The organism is Intrasporangium sp. (assembly GCF_039812505.1).
GTDB lineage: Bacteria > Actinomycetota > Actinomycetes > Actinomycetales > Dermatophilaceae > Intrasporangium_A.
Window position 1 is genome coordinate 1 of record NZ_JBDIAQ010000078.1, and the last position, 15,873, is coordinate 15,873.

At 73.0% G+C, this 15,873-nt stretch carries 15 protein-coding genes and 1 pseudogene; 15 read left to right on the top strand and 1 reads right to left on the bottom strand.

Annotated elements, in window-relative coordinates:
* The 8 genes and pseudogenes from WMI84_RS11220 to WMI84_RS11255 all read left to right on the top strand — a co-directional run.
* Positions 1 to 230, top strand: a pseudogene (locus WMI84_RS11220) (ABC transporter ATP-binding protein); the annotation flags it as partial.
* Complete coding sequence (locus WMI84_RS11225; RefSeq protein WP_347353154.1) at positions 227 to 973, top strand: ABC transporter permease; 747 nt, start codon at positions 227 to 229, stop codon at positions 971 to 973. The pseudogene WMI84_RS11220 and the gene WMI84_RS11225, both read left to right, overlap by 4 nt.
* On the top strand, positions 970 to 2,130 hold the full coding sequence (locus WMI84_RS11230; RefSeq protein ID WP_347353155.1) for a sensor histidine kinase: 1,161 nt from the start codon (positions 970 to 972) through the stop codon (positions 2,128 to 2,130). The genes WMI84_RS11225 and WMI84_RS11230 overlap by 4 nt, the downstream gene beginning before the upstream one ends.
* A 15-nt stretch (positions 2,131 to 2,145) precedes the next feature.
* Positions 2,146 to 2,760, top strand: a complete 615-nt coding sequence (locus WMI84_RS11235) for a response regulator transcription factor (protein ID WP_347353157.1) — start codon at positions 2,146 to 2,148, stop codon at positions 2,758 to 2,760.
* Between the two features lie 55 nt (positions 2,761 to 2,815).
* The gene (locus tag WMI84_RS11240; RefSeq protein ID WP_347353159.1) at positions 2,816 to 4,039 is read left to right on the top strand and encodes an ATP-grasp domain-containing protein; all 1,224 of its coding nucleotides are present in this window, start codon (positions 2,816 to 2,818) and stop codon (positions 4,037 to 4,039) included.
* 39 nt (positions 4,040 to 4,078) lie between these two features.
* A complete protein-coding gene (locus WMI84_RS11245) occupies positions 4,079 to 5,029 on the top strand; it encodes a Type 1 glutamine amidotransferase-like domain-containing protein (RefSeq protein ID WP_347353161.1) in 951 nt (316 codons plus the stop codon).
* Entirely contained in the window at positions 5,026 to 6,177 is a 1,152-nt protein-coding gene (locus WMI84_RS11250; RefSeq protein WP_347353162.1) for an alpha/beta hydrolase-fold protein, read from the top strand. The genes WMI84_RS11245 and WMI84_RS11250 overlap by 4 nt, the downstream gene beginning before the upstream one ends.
* Before the next feature lie 96 nt (positions 6,178 to 6,273).
* Positions 6,274 to 6,999 (top strand): alpha/beta hydrolase-fold protein, encoded by a 726-nt coding sequence (locus WMI84_RS11255; RefSeq protein WP_347353164.1) that lies wholly within the window; start codon positions 6,274 to 6,276, stop codon positions 6,997 to 6,999.
* Between the two features lie 76 nt (positions 7,000 to 7,075).
* Here the strand turns inward: WMI84_RS11255 and WMI84_RS11260 are convergent, their stop codons facing one another.
* Positions 7,076 to 7,822, bottom strand: coding sequence for a BTAD domain-containing putative transcriptional regulator (locus tag WMI84_RS11260; protein WP_347353166.1), 747 nt, complete (start codon positions 7,820 to 7,822; stop codon positions 7,076 to 7,078).
* 499 nt (positions 7,823 to 8,321) lie between these two features.
* On the opposite strand from WMI84_RS11260, the gene WMI84_RS11265 reads away from it, so the two are divergent.
* The 7 genes from WMI84_RS11265 (at position 8,322) to WMI84_RS11295 (ending at position 15,742) form a co-directional block, all read left to right on the top strand.
* A complete protein-coding gene (locus WMI84_RS11265) occupies positions 8,322 to 8,513 on the top strand; it encodes a hypothetical protein (protein WP_347353168.1) in 192 nt (63 codons plus the stop codon).
* Between the two features lie 76 nt (positions 8,514 to 8,589).
* The gene (locus WMI84_RS11270) at positions 8,590 to 8,796 is read left to right on the top strand and encodes a hypothetical protein (protein WP_347353170.1); all 207 of its coding nucleotides are present in this window, start codon (positions 8,590 to 8,592) and stop codon (positions 8,794 to 8,796) included.
* Positions 8,797 to 8,892: 96 nt separating this feature from the next.
* Complete coding sequence (locus WMI84_RS11275) at positions 8,893 to 11,541, top strand: AAA family ATPase (RefSeq protein ID WP_347353171.1); 2,649 nt, start codon at positions 8,893 to 8,895, stop codon at positions 11,539 to 11,541.
* Entirely contained in the window at positions 11,538 to 12,263 is a 726-nt protein-coding gene (locus tag WMI84_RS11280) for a hypothetical protein (protein ID WP_347353173.1), read from the top strand. Before WMI84_RS11275 ends, WMI84_RS11280 begins: the two co-directional genes overlap by 4 nt.
* A 160-nt stretch (positions 12,264 to 12,423) precedes the next feature.
* Positions 12,424 to 14,106 carry an ABC transporter substrate-binding protein gene (locus WMI84_RS11285; RefSeq protein ID WP_347353175.1) on the top strand — a complete coding sequence of 561 codons (1,683 nt, stop codon included), beginning with the start codon at positions 12,424 to 12,426 and terminating at the stop codon, positions 14,104 to 14,106.
* 68 nt (positions 14,107 to 14,174) lie between these two features.
* Positions 14,175 to 14,843: a nucleotidyltransferase family protein gene (locus WMI84_RS11290; protein WP_347353177.1), complete on the top strand. Its 669-nt coding sequence runs from the start codon at positions 14,175 to 14,177 to the stop codon at positions 14,841 to 14,843.
* 11 nt (positions 14,844 to 14,854) lie between these two features.
* Positions 14,855 to 15,742 carry a MoxR family ATPase gene (locus WMI84_RS11295; protein ID WP_347353178.1) on the top strand — a complete coding sequence of 296 codons (888 nt, stop codon included), beginning with the start codon at positions 14,855 to 14,857 and terminating at the stop codon, positions 15,740 to 15,742.
* Positions 15,743 to 15,873 lie beyond the last annotated feature (131 nt).

Sequence of the window (15,873 nt, forward strand, 5' to 3'; positions counted from 1 at the left end):
GCGTCCTGGACGTCACCGAGCGCGGCGACCGGGTCGTCGTCGCGACCAGCGACTCCGACGGCATCGCCCTGCTGCTGCTCACCGAGCTCGGTGGACGTGACCTCGAGGTGTCGACCGCCAGCCTCGACCAGGCGTTCATGGCCCTGACCGCGGACGCGGCCGAGACCCGGCGCAGCGGCATACCCGACGACAATGGAAAGCACCACGCGACAGAGGAGCTCACGCGATGAACGCCACCTACACCCTCGTCGAGATCAAGCGGGTCCTGCGCGACCCCGTGGGGCTGTTCTTCACCGCGGTCCTGCCGGCGTTCCTCTACCTGATCTTCGGGTCGACCTTCGACGCGAGGGACCAGACCATCGGCAACGGCAACGTCGCGATGTACGTCATGATCAGCATGGCCGCCTATGGTGCGGTCACCGCGACGACGGGCACCGGCGGGCAGGCCGCGACCGAGCGGATGCAGGGCTGGGGCCGCCAGCTCGGCCTCACCCCGATGCGCGACGCGCAGTACGTCGCGGTCAAGGCCGTCATCGCGCTCCTGGTCGCGGCGATCCCGATCCTGCTCATCTACGTCCTCGGCGTCTGGACCGGCGCGGCCGGCACGTCCGGTGCCTGGCTGTACAGCGGCCTGCTCTGCCTGGCCGGGTCGATCGTCTTCGCGCTCTACGGGATCTTCATCGGCACGGCGTTCCGCAGCGAGTCGGCGATCGGGGTTGCGAGCGGCTCGGTGGTGATCTTCGCCTTCCTCGGCAACGTCTTCGTCCCGCTGTCCGGGGCGATGCTGGCGGTCGGCCGGTTCACCCCGCTCTACGGCGTCGCGTCCCTCGCGCGCTACCCGCTGACCGAGGGCCACCTCGCCGACGGGTCGGTCGAGTCGCTCTGGGTCGCCGTGGCGAACGTCGTCGCCTGGACGGTCGTGTTTGGGATGCTGGCCACATGGTTCGTGAGGCGGGGCCGGAACCGGCAATGACCGGTCCGGCGGGCTCGTCCGGTCTGGCCGGCGGGGACGGCCCGCACAGCCGGGTCGGTACCGAGGCCCGCTCGGTGCCGCCCGGCGGCAACCCGTGGAGCAGGTACGGCTGGATCATCCAGTCCGTCTGGCTGGTCTTCCTCGTCTTCCCCATCGTCACCGTCGTCGGCAGCGGCCTGCCGGCGTGGCAGGTCGCGATCGGCCTGCTCGCCATCGTCGCGTTCGGTGCCGTGTACAGCCTCGGCGTACACCATCTCGACCTGCTCGAGAAGGCGCGCCGGCCGATGTACGGCGCCGGGGCGCTGTGGTTGCTCGCAATGGTGGCCCTGGCCCTGCTCACCGTGCCGCTCATCGGCTACTCCGCATCGTCGTTCCTGCCGTTCGTCGTCGCCTTCGCGATGTTCGGGCTGCCCATCGCCTGGGGCGTCGCCATCACCGTCATGGCCTTCCTGGTCAGCCTCGTCGCCGCGATCTACTTCGAGGTGGACGAGGGTGGTTGGGTCATCGCCGCGATCGTCCTGTCGATCGGGGTCATGCTGCTCGGGGTCCGGATCATGAGCGACCGCAGCGCCCGGTACGACGAGCTGCAGCGCGAGCTCGGCCTCGTCGAGGAGCGCGAACGGGTGGCCCGCGACGTCCACGACGTCCTCGGACACTCGCTGACAGTCGTGACGGTCAAGGCCGAGCTGGCCGAGCGTCTCGTCGAGCTCGACCCCGACCGGGCCCGTGCCGAGCTGGCCGACATTCAGGCGCTGAGCCGGCAGGCGCTCGCGGAGATCCGGGAGACGGTGGGTGGGCTGCGGGCGGCGCGGCTCACGGTCGAGCTCTCCGCGGCCCGGATGGCCCTCACGGGCGCCGGGATCCGGGCCGACGTGGCGGACGACGTCGACGAGGTCGACCCCCGCCACCGCACCGTCCTCGCCTGGGTGCTGCGCGAGGCGGTGACGAACGTGGTGCGGCACAGCGGTGCCACGACGTGCCGGGTCGATCTCGGTCCCAACCTGCTTCGCGTCATTGACGACGGCCGGGGCGTGGACGGAAGCCGGCCGGGCAACGGCCTGCGCGGGGTGCGCGAACGGGTCGAGAGCTCCGGCGGACGGCTGAGTGTCGGACCCGGCGAGAACGGGCACGGCACGGTCCTCGAGGTGGTGCTGTGATGATGGGACGACTGCATGAGTGAGCCGATCCGGCTGCTGCTGGCCGACGACCAGGCCCTGGTCCGGGGGGCGCTGGCGGCCCTGCTCGGGCTCGAGCGCGACCTCGAGGTCGTCGCCGAGGTCGGCCGGGGCGACGAGGTGCTCGACGCCGCCCGTCGGAGCGGCGCCGACGTGTGCCTGCTCGACATCGAGATGCCGGGCGCGACGGGCATCGAGGTGGCCGCGCAGCTGCGCCAGGAGCTGCCCTCGTGCCGGGTCCTGGTCGTGACGACCTTCGGCCGGCCCGGCTACCTGCGCCGGGCCCTGGAGGCCGGCGCATCGGGCTTCGTCGTCAAGGACACGCCCGCGCGGGCGCTGGCCGAGGCGGTCCGCCGGGTGCACGCCGGGCTGCGCGTCGTCGACCCGGCGCTGGCCGCCGAGTCGCTCGTCGAGGGGGCTAACCCGCTCACCGAGCGGGAGCGGGAGGTGCTGCGCGTGGCCCTGGAAGGAGGCACCGTCGCGGCGATCGCCGGCCGGGTGCACCTGTCCGCCGGAACCGTGCGCAACCACCTCAGCGCGGCCATCGGAAAGACCGGCACCGCGACCCGCGCCGAGGCCGCTCGGGTGGCCCACGAGCGCGGCTGGCTCTGAGCCCGTCGGACCCGACACGTGGCGCACTCGGGTGCTCCCCCCTAGGCTCAGGCTCGTGAACATCGTCTTCATCGAGCCGGCCTTCCCGGCGAACCAGCGTCTGTTCGTGTACGCGCTTGCCTCGGTCGGCGCCAACGTCTACGGGATCGGCGAGTCCGGCGAGCAGGAGCTCGGCGACGACCTGCGGGGTGCCATGAAGGCCTACTACCGGGTGAGCAACGTCACCGACGTGGGCCAGCTCACCGAGGCGGTCCAGTTCTTCCAGCGCTACGCCTGGATCGACGGGCTCGAGGCCACCGTCGAGGCACACACCATGGCGGCGGCGCAGGTGCGCGAGGCGACCGGCATCCCCGGCACGTCGGTCCACACCACCTGGCTGTGCCGCGACAAGCCCTCGATGAAGGAGGCGCTGCGCCGCGCCGGCGTCCCGACGGCCGCCTCCGCCGCCGTCGACACCGCTGCCGAGGCAAAGGAGTTCGCCGACCAGATCGGCTACCCGCTCATCCTCAAGCCGCGAGCCGGGGCCGGCGCCTCCGGGACGGTGCGCGTCGACGACGACGGCGAGCTCGCCGCCGCCCTGCAGCACTTCGGCGAGACCGGCGCGAGCTCGATCGCCGTCGAGGAGTTCGTCCAGGGCCACGAGGGCTTCTACGACACCATCACGGTGGGTGGCCACGTGGCCCACGACTGGACGACGCACTACTACCCGAACGTGCTCGAGGCGATGCGCAGCCGGTGGATCTCGCCGCAGTTCGTCACGACCAACCGGATGGAGGGCAACCCCTTCTACGCCGAGGTGCGCGAGCTGGGCCGGCGGGTCATCGAGGCGCTCGGCATCGGCACCTCCGCCACCCACATGGAGTGGTTCTACGGCCCGAAGGGCCTGAAGTTCTCCGAGATCGGTGCCCGGCCGCCGGGCGTGGGGTGCTGGGACCTCTACTCGGCCAGCAACGACGTCGACGTCTACCGAGAGTGGGCGCACATCATCACCCACGGCACCCCCGAGCGACCCATGCGTCGCCCGTATGCCGCCGGGCTCGTCGCGCTGCGCCCCGACCACGACGGGGCGATACAGGGCTACTCGGGCGTCGACGCGTTCATGGCCCGCTACGGCCGGTGGGTGCTCGACACGAACTTCCCGGGCCGGGGCAGCGCCACCCAGCCGGTCGAGGCCGGGTACATGGCCAACGCCTGGCTGCGGATGCGCCACCCCGACTACGACGAGCTGCGCCGCATGCTCGACGACGCGGGAGCCACCATCCACGTGCACGCCGGCTGAGCGGCGCACCACCGTGACGACCGGCCCGCACCGGCGCCCATGACGACGATCCTGCTCGGTCCGCAGCGGTTCACGGTCACCGTGACGAGCGCGGTGCGCTCCCTCGGTGTCGAGGGACCCATCGCGATGATCAACGCCGGGTGGGAGGAGCGCGAGGACGACGACGCGGAGCTGCTCGGGCTGCTCGACGGACGGGGCCGCAACCTGCGCCTCTACCACCGGCTGATCGACGTGATGACCAAGGACGCCGCCTTCTCCAAGGCGGCCCTCGCGTTCCGCGACCGGCAGGAGGAGCTGCGCAAGTTCTACGGGGTGCGGCTGCAGGCCGCCGTCGACGCGGCCCACGCGGTCCTGCACCGCTCGTCCCCGCACGGGCTCAAGACGGCCGCGTTCGTCGGTGCCGTGCAGGGGATCCGCGACGTCGACCGCTGGTACACCGACCAGCTCAAGCAGCTCTACCGGGAGCTGGACCGGGACGCGCCGGTCTGGCAGAGCGAGACCGTCGGGTGGCACCGCGGCGAGATCGAGGCGGTCCTGGCCGACAGCGTCGCCGTCGTCATCGCCGGGGGGCACGTCGGGTTCCTGCTGCAGGCGCTGCGGATGTTCTCCGTCGAGCCGCCCGAGCAGCTGCCCATCGTGGCCTGGTCCGCCGGGGCGATGGCGCTGACCGAACGGGTGGTGCTCTTCCACGACTTCACCCCCCAGCAGGTCACGGCCGCCGAGTGCCACGACCACGGGCTGGCCCGGCTGCCCGGCGTCATCGCGTTGCCGCACGCCCGCCGGCGGCTGCGGCTCGACGACCCCGAGCGGCTCGCCGTGCTCGCCCGGCGCTTCCCCAGTCGGCAGCTGGTCCTGCTCGACGACGGCACCGTGCTGCGCTTCCCCACCGGGCAGACCACGGCGCCGCCCGGGGCCAGGGTGATCACCCAGACCGGCACCGTCGAGACGGTCGGCGCCGGCGACGAGGTCGCCGCGGGCGGGCGCCGATGAGCCCGCCACGTCGACTCGCCATCAACCGGCTGCGCGACCGGGCGCCGCTCGACGCGGCCGCCATCGACCGGTTCGTCGCGCGGTACGGGTCGCCGATCATCGAGGGCGAGCGCGCGACCTTCCTCTGGCGCGGCGAGGCCGACCGGGTCTCGGTGCGCCACCGGGTCGTCGGCCTGCCCGACCCGCTGCCGATGAGGCGGCTGCCCGACACCGACCTGTTCGCGGTGACCACGGTCCTGCCGGAGGGCTCCCGCGTCGAGTACCAGCTCGAGGTGCGCCGCGGCGAGGCCCACGAGCGGTTCGACGACCCGCTCAACCCACGCCTGGCACACAGCCCGCTCGGCTCGTCGTCGGTGTGCGCGGCAGTGGGCTACCGCGTGCCCGAGTGGGCGCAGCCCGACCCCGAGGCGCGACCGGGGCGGCTCGTCGACGAGGTGGTGCGCAGCCGGGCACTGCGTCGGGACCAGCCCGTCCAGGTCTACCTGCCGGCGCGCTTCATCCCGGAGATCCGCTACCCGCTGCTGATCGTGCACGACGGCAGCGACTACCTGGGCTACGCCGCCATGAAACGGGTGCTCGACAACCTCATCCACCGGCTCGACGTCGCCCCGCTCGTGGTGGCCTTCGTGCCGCCCCGAGACCGGCTGAAGGAGTACCCCAACTACGCGCCCCACGCCCGCTTCATCGCGCGCGAGCTGCTGCCCTGGCTGTCGGAGCGGCTGCCGCTGGTCGACACCCCGGAGGCGCGCTGCCTGATGGGGTCCTCGTTCGGCGGCATCGCCGCGCTGTCGACCGCGGTGCGCTACCCCGACCTGTTCGGCTCGCTGCTGCTCGAGTCGGCCTCGCTGGTCTTCACCGACATCGGGTTCGAGCACGGCGGCGGGCCGCAGTTCGACCCGGTCGTGAAGTTCGTCAACCGCTACCGGGCCAAGCCGACCCGGCCGGTGGACCGGATCGCGATGACCTGCGGCGTCTACGAGCCGCTGATCACCCCGAACCGCTCGATGGTGCCCGTGTTCCGCGCCGCCGGCATGACGGTGCACTACACCGAGGCCCGCGACGGGCACAACTGGGAGAACTGGCGCGACCGGCTCGGCGAGCTGCTGCCGTGGCTCTTCCCGGGGCCGCAGAAGTTCGTGTACGAATGAGCGACGACCCGCCCGGGGCACGCGGTCCTCGCGGGACCCCACGTCGCGACCGCACGTTAGGTCCGGCCCAACCTGCTCGGAAGGAGTGCAGTTGTCATGAAGGTGACGGATCGGTGGTACTCGCACCGGCTGGGGAGCGACATCACGGTCGCCCGTTGGGGGACCTTCGGCGCCCCGGTGCTGATCTTCCCCACGGCCGGCGGTGACGCCGAGGAGGTCGAGCGCCACAAGCTGGTGGCACACCTGCAGCCGCTCATCGACGCCGGCCGGGCCAAGGTGTACTCCTGCGACAGCGTCGCGGGTCGGGCCCTGATGGACTCGGACTACTCGAGCGCGCAGCGGTTCCTGCTGTTCAACCGGTTCGAGCAGGCGGTCGCCGAGGAGGTCGTCCCGGCGATCCACAGCGACTGCGGCGGGCCGCTGCCGGTGGTGGTGTCGGGCTCCTCGATCGGCGCGTTCAACTCCCTGGCGATGATCTGCCGCTACCCGCACCTGTTCAACGCCGCGGTGTGCATGAGCGGCACCTACCGGATCGAGAAGTTCGCCGGCAACGGCTTCAGCGACGACCTGTACTTCGCCTCGCCGCTGCACTTCCTGCCCGGTTTGGACGGTCCCGCTCTCGAGCTGCTCCGGCGCCGCATGATCATCCTGGCCTCGGGCAGCGGCCAGTGGGAGGACATCGGCGAGTCCTGGGCGGTGGCCAACCTGCTGGGCTCCAAGCGCATCCCCAACCGGGTCGACGACTGGGGCCCGCGCTACGACCACGACTGGCCGACCTGGTGGCAGATGCTGCCGAGCTACCTCGACGACCTGCTGCCCTGAGGAGTGTGACGGACCGCGTCGCGAGACCCGTCCGGGGCGGGCCCGGTGGGGCGGGGCACGCCACGGACGGGGGCACTCAGACGCGCACCGGAGGGCCGGGGCGAGGCACGAACCCGGTGCTGCCGATGAGCTCGGTCAGTGCGGGCGACGGGCGGATGCCGAGTTCCCGCCCGAGACGGCGTGAGTAGGTCCGGTAGACCCGGACCGCGGCGGCCTGGTTGCCGCTCATGAGGTAGGACCGGATCAGCAGCTCCTGGGCGCTGTCCATGAGCGGCTCGATAACGATCGCCCGCTCCGCCAGGGCCCCGGCCAGCTGCGCCCGCCCCGTCATCAGCGCCACCTCGGCGAGGGACTCCAGGGCCCGCAGCTGCCGGTGCTGCAAGGTGTCGCGCTCCTCGAGCACCCAGTCGTCGTACCACCCGGTCAGCAGCTCCGGGCCCCCGAGCGCGGAGAGCGTCTCCGACGTGGAGGCCCAGGGACCGTCGCCGAGCCGGTCGACCTCGTCGAGCCGGCCGAGGAGCTCGGCCGTGTCGCTGGCCACCTGTGCGCCGAGGCTGATCCGGCAGCGTCCCGCGTCGACCAGCCCGGGGCAGGTCCGGCGCAGCCGCATGACGGCGGCGCGCAGGCTGGACAGGGCCCGCTCCTCGGTCGTGTCGGGCCAGAGCGTGCCCGCCAGCACGCTCCGGCGCTGCGGGCCGCGCAGCGCGAGCAGCGCCAGGACCTTCTCCTCGCGGCCGCCCAGGTCGACCGGGACCTCGTCGACCCGGATCGCGAAGCAGCCGAGCAGCTGAAGACGACACGTGGAACTGCATCTTCCGGACATTGATCCCCCAAGATCCAGCCCCGCAGCGGGGACGAGCCGACCCCGGACCCGGGACGGCCCGAACCGCGCCTAGGGCGAAATGTGCACGGTTCAGACTTTCGATGTGGAGGCGCGTGAACGCGTCGACTTGGTTAAGTGCATCCTCTCCCGCCCGGTGATACATCCGCAGCAAAAACGCTGAAAGTGCCATGTGAGCAGCGGTCGACGGCGTCCGGGGTCGTCCGAGCCCTGTCGATTGACATTTCCATCACCCGCAGGCATCCGCCCCGGTCGAGGGCCGGCAGCGGCGCGGACACCGTGCCGGACAAGGGCTGGGCGAAGGCCGGACGAGGGCCGGGCGAGAGGCGGAAGGGCAGTCGGAAAGGGGGTCGGACGGGACCATCCACGCGATCACGCTGGAATCACGCAAGGATCACGCAACCGGCACGTTGCGGTCACGCCCGGGTCACGGGGCACCCGCTTCTCTTGGGTCATCAACTTCGCGAAGGAGGTGAAACCAATGCAGGAAATGACCTTTGCTGAGCTCGACACCGAGATGGTGACGATGCTGCCCTCGAAGGAGACGCTCTTCTTCAACTTCAACTGGGCCGGCATCTACGCGACCAACTCGTCGCTCGCGCTCAACGCCGCAACCGTTCTGTCCGCGGCGAACAGCGCCGCTGTGCAGACGATCGTCGTGGGCCAGGGCTGATGCCTCTCGGCGTGGCCCTCACTCGGAGGGAGGGCCACGCCAACACGACTGTCTGGCAGAAAGGAAGTGAGTCCAGATGCGTTCATGTGCAGTCATCGACGCCGCCGAGCTGGCGGAGCAGTCCGCGACACTCCTCCCGTCGCGCGACACGCTCTGCTACTTCGCGTGCGTGACCGTCACTCCGGTTGTCGGCGTCAACCTCGCCTTCGCGATCAACGCCGCGACGATCAACTCGAACGCGTCCGCGCTCGCCGGCCAGTACCTGTCGGTGCTGATGCCGTGAGCCGGCGTCGGCGAGTGGGGGGCGCTGCTCCCGCTCGCCGACCGGCACTGCCGAATCCACCTGAGGGGCAAATCTACGTGAGGGGCAAGGGGATCCATGTCAGTCGGTCACGACCTCACGACCACCGACGAGCTGCTCGGATGGGGGCGCGCCGCTGGTCTGGACCTTCTCGGGGAGGTCCAGGACTCCGGTCTCGCACAGCCCACCTACCTCGCTCGTCGGGCCGACGGACAGGTCGTGCAGCTGTCCGAGCTGCTCCACCTGGTCCTTGCCGAGCTCGACCCGGTCCGATCCCCGGCCGCGGTCGCTTCGGCCGTGAGCGACGTCTTCGGACGTCGTCTCACGACCGAGGGCCTGGCCCACCTGCTGCACACCCGCCTGGTGCCGCTCGGCCTGGTCACCGCGCAGTCGGGGCACGAGCCCGACACCGGCGACGGACCGGACGGGCACGTCCGGCGGCATACGGTCGCGCGCGCCGACACCCCGGTGCCGGCCCCCACCGCCCGCCCCCTGCTGTCGCTCTCGCTGCGGGGCACCCTGCTGCCGGCCCGCTGGGTCCGGCGGCTCGCGCGCGTGCTCGCGCCGCTCTACTACCCGCCGATCGTGCTGGGCGCCCTGGTGTGCGCCCTCGTGATCGACGTCGGCCTCATCCGGTCGGCCAACCTGCTCGGCGCGCTCGGGCAGGTGCTCGGCACGCCGACCCTGCTGCTGGCCCTGTACCTCACCCTGACCCTCGGCTCGCTGATCCACGAGCTCGGGCACGCCGCCGCGTGCTCGTACGGCGGCGGCCGGCCCGGGACCATCGGGTTCGGGGTGTACCTGCTCTTCCCCGCGTTCTACACGGACGTGACGGACTCGTACCGGCTCTCCCGGGCGGCCCGGATCCGCACCGACCTCGGGGGCCTGTACTTCAACGTGCTGTGCATCATCGGGCTGGGCGTGCTGTACCGGCTGACCGGTGACGGGATCTTCCTGCTCGCCATCGTGCTGATGCACATCGAGATGCTCCAGCAGCTCGTCCCCGTCGTCCGGCTGGACGGCTACTACGTGCTGGCCGACGTGGCCGGGGTGCCCGACCTGTTCGCGCGGGTGGGCCCGGTGCTGCGCAGCCTGCGTCCGGGGGCCCACCCCGACCCGCGGGTCACCGAGCTGCGCCCCGGCGCCCGCCGCATCGTGGTCGCCTGGGTGCTGCTGGTCGTCCCGACCCTGGTGCTGGCCATGGGCTGGCTGGTCTGGAACCTGCCCCTCGTGGTGGGCCAGGCCGTGATCGCCCTGCGCTCCCAGCTAGCCGACCTGCAGGTCTCGTGGTCCGACGGCGACGCCGTGCTCGTGGTCGTCGGGGTGACCTCGCTCGTCCTGCTCGTCATCCCGCTGCTGGGCCTGGGTGTGCTGGCGCTGCGCGTCGTGCAGCTCGTCGGACGGCGCGTGCTGGGCGTTGCCCGACGGCAGCCCGGGCCCCGACGACCCGCGGCACTCGCGACGGCACAGCCGAAGAGCCCACCGACCGAGCCACCGAAGGAACGACCCAAGAGACAACTCAACACAGCAACGGGGATCACCATGACAGCAACCGACACGGCCGGCCGGCCCACCCAGGCCGACCGGGACGCCTACCTCCGCAAGATATGGGGCAGCCCACCGACGACGGAGCCGCCCGGGTTCCACGTCTCGTCCGGACCTGCGCCCAAGAAGGCCACGCGTGCCAACGGTGCGGCGCCCGCGGCTCCCGGCCCGGCGGTATACCCCGAGCCCGAACGGCCCGCGCCGCCGTCGTCGGTCGAGGCACCCGTCCGGGCCCGCGCCGTCGACCACCTGTCGGCCGACGCGTTCAGCGACGCCCGGATGCTCCCCACCCGGACACCCGTGCCGCACAAGGGATGGCGCCGGGCCGTCCTGCGCGCATCCGGCGGCACGGTCAACCCGGGGCCCGGCCCGGCCGAGCGCCAGCGCGCCGAGATCGAGCAGCGGCTGCGCCAGCCCATCGCCGGCTCCCGCCGCGTCGTGGTGATGAGCCGCAAGGGCGGGGTGGGCAAGACGACCACCACCCTCGCGCTCGGCATCACGTTCTCCGGCCTGCGTGGCGACCGGGTCGTCGCGGTGGACGCGAACCCGGACGCCGGCAACCTCGCCCACCGCGTCGCCGTGCCGAACGAGCGGACCATCACCGACGTCCTGCACGACCTCGAGCGCATCGACACCTACGCCAAGCTGCGCGGCTACACCTCCCAGGCGCCCGACTCGCGCCTCGAGGTGCTCGCCTCCGACGACGACCCCCGGATCGGCATGGCGCTGGACCGGACCGACTACCACCGGCTCATCGGGCTGCTCGACCGCTTCTACAACCTGATCCTGCTCGACACCGGCACCGGCATCCTGGACAGCGCGAACCAGGGACTGATCGGCGAGGCGGACCAGCTCGTCATCGTGCTGCGCCCCGGCATCGACGGCGGCCGGGCGGCGGCGCTGACCCTCGACTGGCTGGACGAGCACGACTACGGTGCTCTCGTGAGCCAGGCCGTCGTCGTCGTCAACGCAGTGCGCCCCGGGGTCGGCGCGCCGCTCGAGGCCATGGTCGCGCACTTCGAACAGCGTTGTGCGCGCGTCGTACTCGTGCCGTGGGACCCCGCGCTCGAGACGGGTTCGCAGACGCACCTGTCCGACCTGGCTCCAGCCACCCGAGAGAGCTTCGTCGAGATGGCCGCGGCCGTCGCCGACGGGTTCCGCGAGACAGGAGCACGCCAGTGAGTGTCGCCAGCCCGACCCGTCGTCCCGGACGGGTCCTGCGCCGGATCGCCGTGGTCGCCGCCACGGTGGTGGCCACCGGTGCCTTCGCCTCGGCCAGCTCGGACGCCCATTCCCGGCACGACAGCCTCGACCTGACGAGCATCGCGATCAGCAGCTCGGCCCAACCGCAGGTGCGCGACGACGCCTTCGACACCGAGCGGCTGGCGGGCCGCACCGTCGACACCGAGACGTCCTCGGCGGCCAACGCGGAGTGCGACGGCTGCGCCGCGACGGCGACCACGCTCGGCATCGTCTACGTCGACCGCGGCCGGGCGGCCAAGCTCGACAACGTGGCGACCGCGTGGAACTCGTGCACTGACTGCCGCACGGCCAGCGTCTCGGTCCAGGTCGTCGTCGTGCGGCGGGCCCAGTCGGTGACCGCGAACAACCGGGCCCTGGCGCTCAACGCCGCGTGCGAGGGCTGCCACGCCGCGGCGGCGGCATACCAGCTCGTCATGCTCGAGCCCCGCGGGAAGCGACTGTCCGGCAGCGACATCCAGGCGCTGCGTGACTGGGTCGACGCCCAGGTGGCGCAGCTGTCCGCGCAGGCGGCACCTCGCTCGATGCTGCGCAGTGCGCCCAAGACCGCCGAGACCCCGCTCGACCAGCTCCAGCAACGCGTCGGCTCGGCGCTCGGGGGAGCCAAGACCCTCGACCGCTCCCAGGACGTCCAGACCGGATGACGTCCCGGCCGGTGTGACGGCCACCGCAGCAGGGCCCGCGAGTCCGCCGGGCCCTGCTGCATGTCGGCGCTGGGGTCCGTCGGCCGCCCGCCGGTAGGATCGGCACCTCACGGGTCGTGCACCCGCGCGTCACGACTCCGGCCGATCCGAGGAACCTCCCATGCGTCCACGTCCCCCCGTGCGCGCTGCCACGTCGGCCCTCGCGGCGATCGCCCTGGCCGGCGGTGCGCTCGGCGGCTGCTCCGCGGCCGCGCCCGGAGGCCCGCCTGCGCCGGGCGCCACGATGACCCCGCCGGAGGCGGCCATCTCGCCGCCCGCCGCCGGGACACCGGCGCGGCCCGGGCGCCCCCTCGTCGTCGAGACGGTGCTCGGGCCGGTCGACCTCGACCCCGCCCGGCTGTCCGGCACCACCGACGCCATGCTCGCCAGGGCGCTCTACCAGACGCTGACCACCCTGTCGGCCGCGGACCCGACGCGGGCCGTCCCGGGGCTGGCCGAGTACACCATCAGCCCGGAGGGCAGGTGGCTCACCCTCCGGCTGCGCGCCGGCGCCACGTTCGCGGACGGCGCCCCGGTCACGACGGACGACGTGCTGTTCACCCTGCGCCGCGCGCAGGGTCTCGGCGGTCCCCCCGCCCGCGTCCTGGGCCCGGTCCGGATGACCAAGGTCGACGAGCGGACCCTGACGATCAGCTCACCGGACGCGAACTTCGCCCTGCCCGTCATCCTGGCCAACCCGGCGTTCGGCATCCTCGACTCGTCCGTGGTCAAGGCACGAGGCGGCACGATCGGGCCCCAGGACACGGCCGGCCGCTGGCTGCAGACCCACTCGGCCGGATCGGGGCCGTACGTCCTCGGCTCCCGGACGGCCACCTCGGTCACCCTCGAGCCCAACCCGCGCTGGTCCGGCCCGCCACCTGCCCACCCGGTCGTGCGGGTGAAGACCGCCGGCGCAATACAGCAGCTGGCGGACCTCACCGCCGGGCGGGCCGACATCGTCCTGGACCTGTCACCGCGCCAGGCGCAGAGGCTTCGGCAGGACGCCGGTGACACCGCGCTGCGGGTCGTGCCGGTGAGATCGAGCACCACCGCCTACCTCGCGTTCGACGTTCGTCCGGGCGCGGGCCGGTGGACCGCCGAGCCCGGGTTCGCGGCGGCGGTCCGGGACGGCCTGGACCGCGCGGCGCTGACCCGGCGGTTGCACGAGGGCGCGATCCCGGCGCCGGGCCTGCTCGCCCCAGGGGTCGTGGGAGCCCTGAAGCAGGCGACGAACCCGACACCGGCTCCCGGCGCCCCGGCAGCCGGGCAGCGCGACCTGCGGGCGGCGCGGGTGGCGCTCGAGCGGGCCGGCTACCGGGGCCAGCCGGTCCGGCTGGTCTACGCCCGGGACCGGCCCATCGCGGGCCTGCCGCCGCAGGCTCTGGCCGAGCTGGTCGCCGGCCAGCTCGCGCAGGCCGGCATCCGGGTCGAGACCCAGGGCCTGCCGACGGCCAAGGTCGAGCCGGCCCTCGCGACGGGCGCCGCGGCACTCGTGCTGCGCGGCTTCACGCCTGCCTACCTCGGCCCGGGGGCCTACCTGTCCTTCGCGCCCGGTCGCCCCCTCGGGCTGCAGGCCGGGTGGGCCGTGGGCGCGGACCCGCTCGTCGACCGGCTCACGGTCGCGGCGATGGACTCGGTGGGTGCCCAGCGGACGGCGGCCTACCAGGCCTGGCAGCGCGCCATGGGCTCGAGCGGCCCGTTCGTCCCGCTGGTCCAGCCGATCCGGCACCTGGCCCACGACGGACGGGTCGGCACGCTGGCGACGAACCCGCTCTGGACCGTCGACCTGGCCGCCACCCGCTGAGCCGCAGCGCCCGGCCTCGGCGGCCCGCCTGCCGCACCGGTGTCGTCGGGCCGCGGATAATCGGCGGTATGCCGCCCACCCCGCACCCGCCCGTGCGTGGCCTGGTGCTGGCGGCCGGGGCGGGGCGGCGGATGGGTGGCCCCAAGGCGCTGCTCCCGACGCCGACCGGTGCCACCCTGGTCGAGGCCGCCGTCCGGGTGCTGGTCGACGGCGGCTGCGCCGGAGCCACGGTCGTCGTCGGCGCCGCGGCAGCCGACGTGCGGCGCGTCCTGGCAGCGCTGTCCGAGCGGTTCGGCCTCGACGTCGACGTCGTGGAATGTCCCGAATGGGCCGAGGGGATGGGGGCGTCCCTTCGGGCCGGTCTGCGGGGTGTCCGCGACCGGGCCGACCTCGCCGGCGTCGAGGCGGTCCTGGTGACCCTCGTCGACCTGCCCGACCTGACCCCTGCCGTCACCCGCCGCCTGCTGCTCCCCGCCGGCCGCGATCCCGGTGCCTGGCGCGCGGTGCTGCGGCGAGCGGCATACGGCGGCCGGCCCGGGCACCCCGCGCTCGTCGGGCGGGACCTCTGGGAGGTGACGATCGCGGCGGCCGTCGGCGACCGGGGTGCGCGCGAGGTGTACCGCACCCGCCCGCACGAGCTGGTCGAGTGCGGCGACCTGGCGACCGGACGCGACGTCGACACGCGCGAGGAGGCCCGGGCCCGGGGTCTCCCTTCCCGAACGCGGGAATGTGGGTAATGCTCGGGAACATGGAGCAGGCCTTCACGAGCCCGCAGGACGTCACGGCGACGCTCGCGCGCACCGGCTACCTCGCCGACGAGGCGCTCGCGACGGTGACCTTCCTCGCGACCCGGCTCGCCCGACCGGTGCTGCTCGAGGGCGAGCCCGGCACGGGCAAGACGACTCTGGCCGAGTCGCTGGCAGAAGCGTTGGACCAGAAGCTGATCCGGCTGCAGTGCTACGAGGGGATCGAGGCGACGCAGGCGCTGTACGACTGGGACTTCCCGCGCCAGATCCTGCACCTGCGCGCCGTCGAGGCCGTGGCCGGCGAGCGGCACCGGGACCCGACGGCACTCGAGGCCGAGCTGTTCGACGAGCGGTTCCTGCTGGCCCGGCCGGTGCTGCAGGCCGTCCGCGAGGCGCCGTGCGTCCTGCTCATCGACGAGATCGACCGGGCCGACGACGAGTTCGAGGCGTTCCTGCTCGAGGTGCTCTCGACCTGGCAGGTGACCATCCCCGAGGTGGGCACGATCACCGCGGAGCGGCCACCCCTGGTGGTGCTCACCTCCAACCGCACCCGCGAGCTGCACGACGCGCTCAAGCGACGCTGCCTCTACCACTGGATCGAGCACCCGAGCCTGTCCCGCGAGCTGCAGATCGTCCGCGCCCGGCTGCCCGAGGTCGGCGAGGCCCTGGCCGAGCAGGTCGTGCGGCTCGTGCAGCGGCTGCGCGTCGAGGGCGACCTGATCAAGCCGCCCGGCGTCGCCGAGACCCTCGACTGGGCCCGCGCCCTGCAGGCCCTGGGCGCAAGCTCGCTCGACCCCAAAGTCGCGGCGGCCACCCTCGGTGCCGCGGTCAAGTACCGCGAGGACGGCGAGCGCGTGCGCGCCATGCTCGACCGGCTGCTGGCCGGGTGAGCCGAGGATCCCGTGGCCCCCGCCCCACCCGCCACCCCCGCCTCGCCGAACGGTCCGTTCGGGGTCGGACGGACCGGTCCACCGCCCGGTTCGGCCGCGAACGGACCGTTCGGGGAGGGGGGTTCGACGGG

What these genes read in the sequence shown, in the direction of transcription:
- WMI84_RS11275 (WP_347353171.1), top strand. Translation starts at nt 8,893, where the DNA reads ATGTCAGTCGGTCACGACCTCACGACCACCGACGAGCTGCTCGGATGG.
- WMI84_RS11295 (WP_347353178.1), top strand. Translation starts at nt 14,855, where the DNA reads ATGGAGCAGGCCTTCACGAGCCCGCAGGACGTCACGGCGACGCTCGCG.
- WMI84_RS11260 (WP_347353166.1), bottom strand. Translation starts at nt 7,822, where the DNA reads ATGTCCGGAAGATGCAGTTCCACGTGTCGTCTTCAGCTGCTCGGCTGC.
- WMI84_RS11290 (WP_347353177.1), top strand. Translation starts at nt 14,175, where the DNA reads ATGCCGCCCACCCCGCACCCGCCCGTGCGTGGCCTGGTGCTGGCGGCC.
- WMI84_RS11235 (WP_347353157.1), top strand. Translation starts at nt 2,146, where the DNA reads ATGAGTGAGCCGATCCGGCTGCTGCTGGCCGACGACCAGGCCCTGGTC.
- WMI84_RS11245 (WP_347353161.1), top strand. Translation starts at nt 4,079, where the DNA reads ATGACGACGATCCTGCTCGGTCCGCAGCGGTTCACGGTCACCGTGACG.
- WMI84_RS11250 (WP_347353162.1), top strand. Translation starts at nt 5,026, where the DNA reads ATGAGCCCGCCACGTCGACTCGCCATCAACCGGCTGCGCGACCGGGCG.
- WMI84_RS11225 (WP_347353154.1), top strand. Translation starts at nt 227, where the DNA reads ATGAACGCCACCTACACCCTCGTCGAGATCAAGCGGGTCCTGCGCGAC.
- WMI84_RS11285 (WP_347353175.1), top strand. Translation starts at nt 12,424, where the DNA reads ATGCGTCCACGTCCCCCCGTGCGCGCTGCCACGTCGGCCCTCGCGGCG.
- WMI84_RS11265 (WP_347353168.1), top strand. Translation starts at nt 8,322, where the DNA reads ATGCAGGAAATGACCTTTGCTGAGCTCGACACCGAGATGGTGACGATG.
- WMI84_RS11230 (WP_347353155.1), top strand. Translation starts at nt 970, where the DNA reads ATGACCGGTCCGGCGGGCTCGTCCGGTCTGGCCGGCGGGGACGGCCCG.
- WMI84_RS11255 (WP_347353164.1), top strand. Translation starts at nt 6,274, where the DNA reads ATGAAGGTGACGGATCGGTGGTACTCGCACCGGCTGGGGAGCGACATC.
- WMI84_RS11270 (WP_347353170.1), top strand. Translation starts at nt 8,590, where the DNA reads ATGCGTTCATGTGCAGTCATCGACGCCGCCGAGCTGGCGGAGCAGTCC.